Origin of the sequence: Gilvibacter sp., from assembly GCF_013214815.1 — a bacterium.
Taxonomy (GTDB): Bacteria; Bacteroidota; Bacteroidia; order Flavobacteriales; family Flavobacteriaceae; genus Gilvibacter.
The window spans coordinates 1-9,225 of sequence record NZ_JABSPU010000084.1 but is presented as its reverse complement, the minus strand read 5'-3'; the positions used below and the strand labels follow the sequence as shown (position 1 = coordinate 9,225).

The following is a 9,225-nucleotide window of genomic DNA, read 5'->3' as shown; positions in this document are numbered from 1 at the left end:
GTATGCTGCTGCGGGATATATTGTGTACTATCCCAACCCACGTGGTAGTACGGGATACGGAGAAGAGTTTGGAAACCTGCTATTCAACAACTACCCTGGAGATGATTACCAAGACGTAATGGACGGAGTGGACGTATTGATCAGCAAAGGAATTGCTCATGAAGATCAACTCTTTGTCACTGGCGGAAGTGCCGGTGGAATTATGACCGCTTGGATCATTGGAAAGAACAATCGTTTTGAAGCCGCAGTAGTAGCTAAACCCGTGATGAACTGGATCAGTAAAACCTTAGTGGCCGATAATTATTACGGATACGCCAATAGCCGCTACCCTGGGCAACCTTGGGAGAACTTTGAAGGCTATTGGAAGTTCTCTCCGCTTTCTCTTGTGGGTAATGTTGAAACTCCAACCATGGTTATGGTAGGAATGAATGATCTGAGGACTCCGCCTAGCGAGGCCAAACAGCTTTATCACGCCTTAAAACTCCGTAAAATTGAAACCGTATTGGTAGAGATTCCGGAAGCTTCACACGGTATAGCATCGCGTCCTAGTAATTTAATTACTAAGGTGATGCATACGCTGGCTTGGTTTGATAAGTTTAGAACTAACTAGAGGCGGCCGTTTCTTTTTTTCTGCGGAATCTGCTGATGAGTTTGTAGCTTACAAAGTGACTGATCGCCAGCAGGGCAGCGGCCCAGGCAAAGGTTTCTCTAAAGTAAGGAGCCAAGTAATTGGTTTGTCCGTCTGTGGCCTTCCACAGTTCAAAGGTGACCAAAAAGGCAACCCAAGACATCAAGCGAATTCCTAGGCGCTTGTGGCGTTCATCTACGCTGTAGAGCAGAAAATGCACAAGAACCATTATCAGTAAAGAAGGAACACTCACCACGAAGAAGATCCAAAGCAGGAGCAGCCAAATATTTGGGTCAAAGAATTTGGCAGGTGCATTTACTAGAAGATACACTAAGGAGATCACGAGCACATGAGTGATCCAGAAAACCACCAATCCGTCCGTTGATTTTATTTTGTTAGACATATCAGGCCTGTTGCGTTAAAGAAATTAGGAAGCAATAGTAAACTGCCAATTACAATTTACCGTATCCCGAAGCGTGATTTATAGGGATGAATACCCTGGGACCCTTGAAGGTCGATCAAAAGAATTTTCATGCTGTGGGAGTTGATGCTTACTGTAAATATACGCAATATTTAAGCGAGCTGAAATTCAGTTAGTTGAGTGGCAAATACATTTTGATATTGCTGCGCTCATAAGGAGAATCAGGTTCTACAGGAATTTCTTCAAAGCCGTATTTACGGTAAATATGAATGGCATTCTCTAAAATCCGGTTGGAGTAGAGCAGGAGTGCTTTCCAATTTTCCTCCTTGGCAAAGCCGATGCAATGTTGCATTAGTTTTTGTCCTACGCCTTTACCACGAGCCTCTGGGGAGACTGCCATTTTGGTGAGCTCAAAGAGATTGTCTTCAATTCTTTTAAGGGCGACAGTACCCAAGGTTATTCCGCCTTCAATTGCGTAAAAAATATGACCTCCGGGATCTAAAATATACTGCTGAGGTTTGCTGAGCACTTCGCGATCAAAATCCTCCACATAAAAATAGGTTTCTAACCACTCAATGTTCAAATCATAAAAGGCTTTGCTTAAGGAGGGTTCGTGGGTTTTGATTTCAATAGTGAGTTCCTTTTGGATGCGTTCTTTGACGGTTTGCATTAATGTTCCTGATCTCAGCGCTTGTTCAAAATGATCGATATGCGCCAAAAGGCTATCTGATTGTAGCTGCGTAAATTCTTTAACCGTCCGGTCCAAAATCTCCCAAATTGGACTCAAGCGCTGAAACAATTTAGTTCCAGTAGGAGTAGGGCTGATGGTTTTCTTGCGTTTGTCAATAGGGTCTGGGGTTAGATCGATCAGACCGCGCAGTTCCAGCTTTTTGATGGTTTGGGTTACGGCAGGCTGGCTGGTCTTTAGCGCGTCAATGAGTTCATTATTGGTAGTCTGTTCCCGCTTGACAATATTGTAAAAGGCAGGAAAGAGGTAGGGATCAAAATCTATGTTTTGATCGGTATAGAGTTCCTGTGTCTGCTTCATCAAAGTGTCACTAACCCTTTTGAGGCGGGAGCCGAGACTGATCTCTCCTAAAGAACGAATAACATCCATAACTAATTATATAAGTGCTTATTCAAATATAAAAAGTTCTGGTGAATTGCAATAGGGTAAGGGTATTAAAGTTTCTCGTTGATCAGTGCGATCACTTCACTTTCCGCTGTGGCAGCCTGCTCACAGAGTGTGGCAGCACGAGTCAGAATGTCTTCTGCAAAAGCGCGATCCTTTAAGTCCTTTGCGTTGATCTTTACATTGAAATAGGCACCAAAGACCGCCGTTTTAGCACAAAGAATCCCAACAGCAGAATCCGACAGTGAACTCTGCAAGCCGTCTTTAAGCATGGCGTGCATGACCTCCATAGAATCCAAAGCCGTTTGCATCACTTGGAAAGGAACTTCTGTGGCATATTGAGTGGCTGCCTCAATGGCCGCTTTACGCGCCGCCACGTCTGCCTCACTGTCCTTAGGCAATCGAAAGGCATCCATGATCTTGTTGAAGGAGTTGGTGTCTTCATCCACCAAGAAAAGCAGCTTGTCCTTGTAGGCTTGTCCTTTTTCTGCCCACTCGGAATAGAACTCCCATTTATCATCCCAGCCTGCTTTGTGGGCGGAAAGGTTAGCCACCATAGTTCCAAGGGCAGCACCGAGCGTACCCACATAGGCAGCAATGGAACCTCCACCGGGAGCCATGGATTCTGAGGCAGTCTCCTCAGCAAAACCACTAACGGTGAGATCGATCAATTTGTTGGCGGAATCATCGGCGAGCATGTATTCAATAATACGTGCTTTTGGGTCAAAGGGTTTTAGATCGTCCAGCCCGAGGGACTTCACAGCGATCTTGATCTTTTCACTTTCTGAGATTCCTAAGGAACGGCATTGTTTAGTCAGGTAATAATCCGCAGCATCTAACATGGCCTTAAGCGGCACCAATCCAACCAATTCCGAACCCGTTACACGCAAACCGCGACGATCCGCAGCTTTGCAGGTCTCATCAAAGGCAATGTGCATGGGTGTAATGGAAACATTGGTCAAATTGTAAGAGATCTGCGCAATGCCGTATTCCTCAATATACCAACCAATACCTTTTACTGCTTTTAGTTTTCCCGGGATGAGTACCGGCTCTCCGTTCTCATCCAAGACTTTCTTTCCAATAATTGGATTGCCCTCGCGCTTTACACGGCCGCGTTCGCGAATATCAAAGGCGATGGCGTTGGCACGGCGGGTAGAGGTACTGTTGAGGTTAACGTTATAGGCGATCAGAAAATCGCGAGAGGCGATGGCCGTGACTCCTGTCTTGGCCACGCTTTCATTGAACTCCGCAGGGCCAAAATCGGGATTCCATTCTGGATCCACCAATTTGGTGGCCAAACCTTCATATTCACCTTCACGGCAATTGGAGAGGTTTTTACGCTTATCTTCTTTAGCAGCCGCTTCATAGATATACCCGGGAATGCCCAGCTCTTTCCCTACACGCTCGCCCAAACGGTGGGCATAGGCCGCAGTTTCTTCTAGACTGATGTTGGCAATTGGCACCAAGGGACAAACGTCCGTAGCTCCAAAACGCGGATGCTCCCCGCTGTGTTGGCGCATATCAATGAGTTCACTAGCCTTTTTGATTAAAAGGAATGCGGCCTCAATTACAGGCTCAGGTTCCCCGACAAAGGTGATCACCGTTCTGTTGGTGGCTGCTCCGGGATCGATATCCAAGAGTTTTACGCCGGGTACGGTCTCTACAATATGAGCGATTTCTTGAATTTTGTCTGCATCGCGTCCTTCACTGATATTAGGAACGCATTCAATGAGTTGTTTTTGCATTTTAGTTGGTGGGTTTATAGCTGTAACCGCTAATAAGTACTTCTTGGATATGATTTTGTCCAAACGAATAAGGCAAGTAGCCTATGGATGGAATGGGTTCGGTAATGATCAAATTGGCGCGTTTGCCAACCGTAATACTGCCTACTTCTGCTTCAAGGCCCATGGCGTAAGCTCCGTTAATGGTGGCCGCATTGATCGCTTCTTCTGGCGTCATCTTCATTTTAGAGCAGGCTAGGGCCACTACCAAATTCATGTTTCCGCTAGGAGCAGAACCTGGGTTGTAGTCTGTAGCTAATGCCAAGGGCAGGCCAGCGTCTATGATTCGGCGAGCAGGAGTGTAGGGAATTCCTAAAAACAAGCTGCAGCCCGGTAAGGCCACAGGCATGGTTTCACTGCCTTTTAAAGACTGAATATCGTCCTGGGTGAGTTCTTCCAAATGATCCACACTCAAGGCATTGTGCTTCACGCCCATGGCTACGCCGCCATTGGCCGTGAATTGATTCACGTGGATCTTCGGTCTTAAATTGTACTGGGCTCCTGCAGCCAATAGTCTGTCGGTATCTTCTAAAGAGAAATATCCGTCCTCACAAAAAATGTCAATATAATCTGCCAAACCGCTTTCTGCAATGGTTGGGAGCATATCGCTGATGATGTGACCAATATAGTCTGCGGAGGTTTCAAAGCCAGCTGGAACAGCATGAGCTGCTAAAAAACTCGTACGCACGGGAATGTCATAATCATAGGCAAAACGCTTGGCGATCTTGAGCATCATGCGCTCGGTCTCCATAGTAAGGCCGTAACCGCTTTTGATCTCTATGGCTCCCGTTCCCATTTTGATCACGGCATTCATTCTTTTCACCGCCTGAGCGTAAACCTCGGTAATCTCTGAGGCGCCCATGGCCTTGGCAGAGTTTAGGATGCCTCCGCCAGCCTCCGCGATCTCTTGATAGCTGGCTCCTTTGAGGCGCATATCAAATTCCTTTTCACGGTTGCCTGCATACACCAAGTGGGTGTGGGAATCACACCAGGTGGGCAGCACATAACTGCCTTTGACGTCTTTGACTTCTGTGAATCCATCGGTAGGGCAGCTGTCCATGGTTCCAAAACCACTGATCTTTCTGTTCTCTATGGTAAGCCAAGCATTTTCCAGTTGCGGAAGCTCTTGCATTTGCGCTCCGCTGAGGTAGCGCACACCTTGGTCTCTTACTTGTACCAAGGCTTTGATGTTCTTGATCAGGATCATGAAAATTTAGCTGCAGTTGATGGGTAAAGATAACAAAGCTCCCGCGATTTTGAGTCTGACAATTTTCGTAATTTAGAAGCACAAAAAGACAATCCCATGGCTCAAGGAAAATTAGGTTTAAATACCGTTTGCACCCATACCGGAGAAGTGCCAGACGAGCAGTTCCAAGGGGCAATTTCGCCCATCTATCTCAGCAGTTCATACGCCTATGAAGGCGTGGATGTAAAGCGTTATCCGCGTTATTTCAACACGCCCAATCAAGAAGGACTCTCTAAAAAAGTAGCGGCTTTAGAAGGCTGTGAAGCTGGGATGATCTTTGGAAGCGGAATGGCCGCGGTGAGTACCACGCTCATGGCGTTCTTGCAAAAAGGAGATCATGTGGTCTTGCAAGAGGCGCTATATGGCGGAACTTACAATTTAGTAGTTGAAGAATTTGAGAAGTTTGGGATTGAGTACAGCTTTACCGAGGGCTTGAGTGAAGCAGCCTTTGAAGCAGCCGTGCGTGAGAACACCAAGGTGGTTTATGTGGAGACTCCATCCAACCCACTGATGAAGGTCACGGACCTTGTGATGATAGGCCGATTGGCGAAGAAGCACAATTTGGTCAGTATGATAGACAATACGTTTGCTTCTCCCGTAAATCAGACGCCTAAGGACTTTGGCATTGACATTATGATCCACAGTGCTACCAAATATATGGGCGGACACAGTGATATCTGTGCGGGAGCCGTAGCAGCTTCTCAGGAGCATATTGATCGTATTTGGAACCTGGCCAAGAATTTTGGTGGCAGTTTGAGCGATATGACCGTGTGGCTCTTAGAGCGCAGCATGAAAACCATGGCCTTACGCGTCAAACAACAAAACACCAATGCTTTAGCCATGGCTGAGTGGTTGGACAGCCGTGAAGAAATTGGAAGCGTCTACTACCCAGGCTTAGCATCTCACCCAGACCACGAATTGGCCAAAAGCCAAATGCGCGGATTTAGCGGGATGATGTCTTTTGAGTTGGCTGATGGGATCAATGCAGAAGCATTTTTAGAGGCTTTACAACTGATTAAACCATCCATGAGCTTGGCCGGTGTGGAATCTACCATGCTGCTGCCGAGTAAGACCTCACACTTCCTTTTAGGAGAAGAGGAGCGTGCCAGACAAGGCATTTCTGAACAGCTCATTAGATTCTCTGTGGGAATTGAAGAGGTGGAAGATCTGCAAGGGGATATTGTGGCTGCTTTAAAACAAACCGCTCAAGTACAACCTGTAAACTAAAGGCATTGAAATTAGATATACTCGCCATTGGGGCGCATCCGGATGATGTAGAATTGGGCTGCGGAGCCACTTTAGCCAAAGAGATCGCCGCTGGAAAAAAGGTTGGAATCTTAGACTTAACCCGAGGAGAGCTCGGTACACGAGGCACGCCAGAGATCAGAGATCAGGAGGCCAAGGCCGCTGCGGAAATCTTAGGCGCTGTGGTACGGGAGAACATAGCCATCCCGGACGGCTTTTTTACCAACTCCAAAGAGAATCAACTCAAGATCATTGAAGTGTTGCGCAAGTATCAACCCGATATAGTGCTTTGCAATGCCGTTGACGACCGACATATTGATCACGGCAAAGGATCTAAGCTGGCCAGTGACGCCTGTTTTTTAAGCGGCTTGAGACGCATTGAGACCACACATAACGGAGAAGCTCAAGAGGCCTGGAGGCCCAAATTGGTCTATCATTACATACAATGGAAGAACCTGGAGCCTGACTTTGTGGTTGATGTAAGCGATTTTATTAAAAAGAAGGAAGAGGCAGTTTTTGCCTATACCAGTCAGTTTTTTGACCCGAACAGCGATGACCCTGCTACGCCCATAAGCAGTTCTAACTTTAAGGAGAGTATTTCCTACCGCGCCAGAGACTTAGGGCGTTTGATAGGAGTGGAGTATGCTGAAGGATTCACGGTAGAACGCTACGTAGCCGTGGACAGCCTCTACGATTTGAAATAAATTTTTTTGGCCCGCATATTGCGCTAAGGAATTAAAGTGATTATATTTGCCTCCGCTTATTAGCAAACCAGTATGATAAGCGATAAATGGTGGTTGTAGCTCAGCTGGTTAGAGCGCTGGATTGTGGTTCCAGAGGTCGCCGGTTCGAACCCGGTCTTCCACCCAGTAAAGCCTTTGCGCAGATGCGCAAGGGCTTTTTTTGTACGCTTCCGCGAAGCTTGCTTCAGCGGAAAGCGTAAAAAAAAGCCCACCAACGGCGGAGCCGTTGAGGCTTTACTAGCAGGTTTCTCTTATCCGGATCACGCCGAGCAATGCGAGGCGTAACCTTTTTTGAAGCTTTACAGAATGAGTTTCTATAACTGCCGGCTCGGCAGGCTGGCCCCTCGTGTAAAATGTCCACTGGACATTTTATGGTCACTCGGTCCCAGATCACAGCCATTTACGAAGGAAATGGCTGTAACGCGAACCTCTGAACCTTTACCCAAACCCGCGCCAGCGATAGCAGCGGCATCCTTTTGCTTTTGAGCAAAAGATACAGCGGATAGCGCGGTCGTGAAGTAGTAAGAAGTACACTTTACGAGGCGCCCTAGAGAAACTGAATAGGAATATTGTTTTTATTATCTTTAAACAGTAGCGAACTCCCCCCTAACTTTTATAGATGATTGTATTGACGCGAAGACAGCATCGGGGAGCGGGCTGTATTTTTCTGAAGTTTGCTCAGGATCCTTCCTCCACCAAAAGAATAAAACAACTAAAAGGACTGCATTATTCGGTTTCCTTGAAAAGCTATTATGTGCTCGAGGCAGATTGGACGCTAGATGGGCTGATGACTGCTTTTGATCAACTCGACTTGGATGTTGGCCTTAAGGGGATTTTGAGCGATGATTCGCTGCGGCTGTTGGAACAATTTAAAGACTATTTGTTGGGGCAGCGTTTGAGCCCGAGTACCATTACTACCTACTCTAATTTCATTATTGGGTTTTTGAAGTTCTTGAATGATAGACCACTTGCGGAGGTTGACAATACCGTTGTTCGGCTTTTTGTGGAGCAACAGGTCAAACAGCGCAACTACGCCATAAGTACCCACCGGCAGCTGATTAGCGCTATAAAGCATTTTGGGACTTTGTTTTTAGAGTCTGAAATAGATACCTCGCAATTGAAGCGACCTTTTAAATCCAAGTATTTACCCACAGTTTTGAGTGAAGAGGAGGTAATAGATCTGCTGCGCTTTACTAGAAACTTGAAACACAGGGTGATCTTGGCATTGCTGTACAGTTCTGGCTTGCGCATTGGGGAGCTGATGAATTTGAAGCTGCAGCATATAGATCTGGACCGACGGCAGCTCTATGTAAAAAATAGTAAAGGAAGGAAGGATAGAGTAGTGATTTTGGCAGAAAGTTTTATACCTTTATTACTGAATTATTTAACGAGCTATAGCCCAAAGGACTATTTTATTGAAGGCGCGAACGGGAAGGCTTATGCCGCCAGCAGTGTTAGAAAGTTCTTAAAACGAAGTTGCCAGAGGGCTGGAATTAAAAAGCGAGTGACTCCCCACACTTTAAGGCACAGTTATGCCACCCATTTGATTGAAAAGGGGGTGGGGTTGCGTTATGTTCAGGAGTTGTTAGGACACGCCAAACCCGAAACAACGATGATCTATACGCATGTGGCTAAGAAGGATCTGCTCGCCATTAGGAGCCCTTTAGACACCGCTTTGGAGCGATTGTCTAAACAGAACAAGGGACCCTTGATCGGGCCGCTCTCCGGTAATCTTGGCGGATAATAGCGCATATTGCGCTGGATATAACAAGTTGTAGTGCATTTGTCAAATTATAGATATGACTTCATGGGAGCCCATTTCTCTAGAAGATTTAGACGCTGAGATTAAGAAGGGCGTTTCCTTGATGTCGGAGACTCAGAAGGTTTTCTGGAATTCTATTAGAATAAAAACAGAAAAATGGAATGAAACTGAAGATGGTGAAGCTGGAGGTGGATTTTGGGTGGTAGCGCTATTTAGTGATAAAATCAATTGGTACAATGATATCGAAGAAGGTTTCAACATATCAAA

The 9,225-nt window shown here is 46.3% G+C and carries 8 protein-coding genes, 1 tRNA gene and 1 pseudogene; 6 read left to right on the top strand and 4 right to left on the bottom strand.

Going from position 1 to position 9,225, the window contains the following annotated elements; all coding sequences use genetic code 11:
- Positions 1-610 (top strand): prolyl oligopeptidase family serine peptidase (locus HRT75_RS13095; protein ID WP_291187572.1); only part of this gene is annotated, 610 nt, incomplete at its 5' end.
- On the opposite strand, the gene HRT75_RS13090 is transcribed toward HRT75_RS13095, so the two are convergent.
- The 4 genes from HRT75_RS13090 to hutI all read right to left on the bottom strand — a co-directional run bounded on the left by HRT75_RS13090 (position 603) and on the right by hutI (position 5,169).
- A complete protein-coding gene (locus HRT75_RS13090; RefSeq protein WP_291187570.1) occupies positions 603-1,031 on the bottom strand; it encodes a hypothetical protein in 429 nt (142 codons plus the stop codon). The two genes, HRT75_RS13095 and HRT75_RS13090, sit on opposite strands and share 8 nt — an antisense overlap.
- A 190-nt stretch (positions 1,032-1,221) precedes the next feature.
- Positions 1,222-2,166, bottom strand: a complete 945-nt coding sequence (locus HRT75_RS14785) for a bifunctional helix-turn-helix transcriptional regulator/GNAT family N-acetyltransferase (protein ID WP_366665075.1) — start codon at positions 2,164-2,166, stop codon at positions 1,222-1,224.
- Between the two features lie 65 nt (positions 2,167-2,231).
- The gene (ftcD, locus tag HRT75_RS13075; RefSeq protein WP_291187568.1) at positions 2,232-3,926 is read right to left on the bottom strand and encodes a glutamate formimidoyltransferase; all 1,695 of its coding nucleotides are present in this window, start codon (positions 3,924-3,926) and stop codon (positions 2,232-2,234) included.
- Between the two features lies 1 nt (position 3,927).
- Positions 3,928-5,169 carry an imidazolonepropionase gene (gene hutI, locus HRT75_RS13070; protein WP_291187566.1) on the bottom strand — a complete coding sequence of 414 codons (1,242 nt, stop codon included), beginning with the start codon at positions 5,167-5,169 and terminating at the stop codon, positions 3,928-3,930.
- A gap of 96 nt (positions 5,170-5,265) precedes the next feature.
- Between hutI and HRT75_RS13065 the strand changes: the two genes are divergently transcribed.
- From HRT75_RS13065 to HRT75_RS13045, 5 genes and pseudogenes are all read left to right on the top strand, one after another.
- Positions 5,266-6,435: a PLP-dependent aspartate aminotransferase family protein gene (locus tag HRT75_RS13065; RefSeq protein ID WP_291187564.1), complete on the top strand. Its 1,170-nt coding sequence runs from the start codon at positions 5,266-5,268 to the stop codon at positions 6,433-6,435.
- 5 nt (positions 6,436-6,440) lie between these two features.
- Positions 6,441-7,157: a bacillithiol biosynthesis deacetylase BshB1 gene (gene bshB1 / locus HRT75_RS13060; RefSeq protein ID WP_291187562.1), complete on the top strand. Its 717-nt coding sequence runs from the start codon at positions 6,441-6,443 to the stop codon at positions 7,155-7,157.
- An 88-nt stretch (positions 7,158-7,245) separates the two neighbouring features.
- Positions 7,246-7,321 (top strand) — tRNA-His (locus tag HRT75_RS13055).
- A 494-nt stretch (positions 7,322-7,815) separates the two neighbouring features.
- Positions 7,816-8,940, top strand: coding sequence for a site-specific tyrosine recombinase/integron integrase (xerA, locus tag HRT75_RS13050; RefSeq protein ID WP_291187560.1), 1,125 nt, complete (start codon positions 7,816-7,818; stop codon positions 8,938-8,940).
- Between the two features lie 55 nt (positions 8,941-8,995).
- Positions 8,996-9,225: pseudogene (locus HRT75_RS13045) on the top strand (hypothetical protein); the annotation flags it as partial.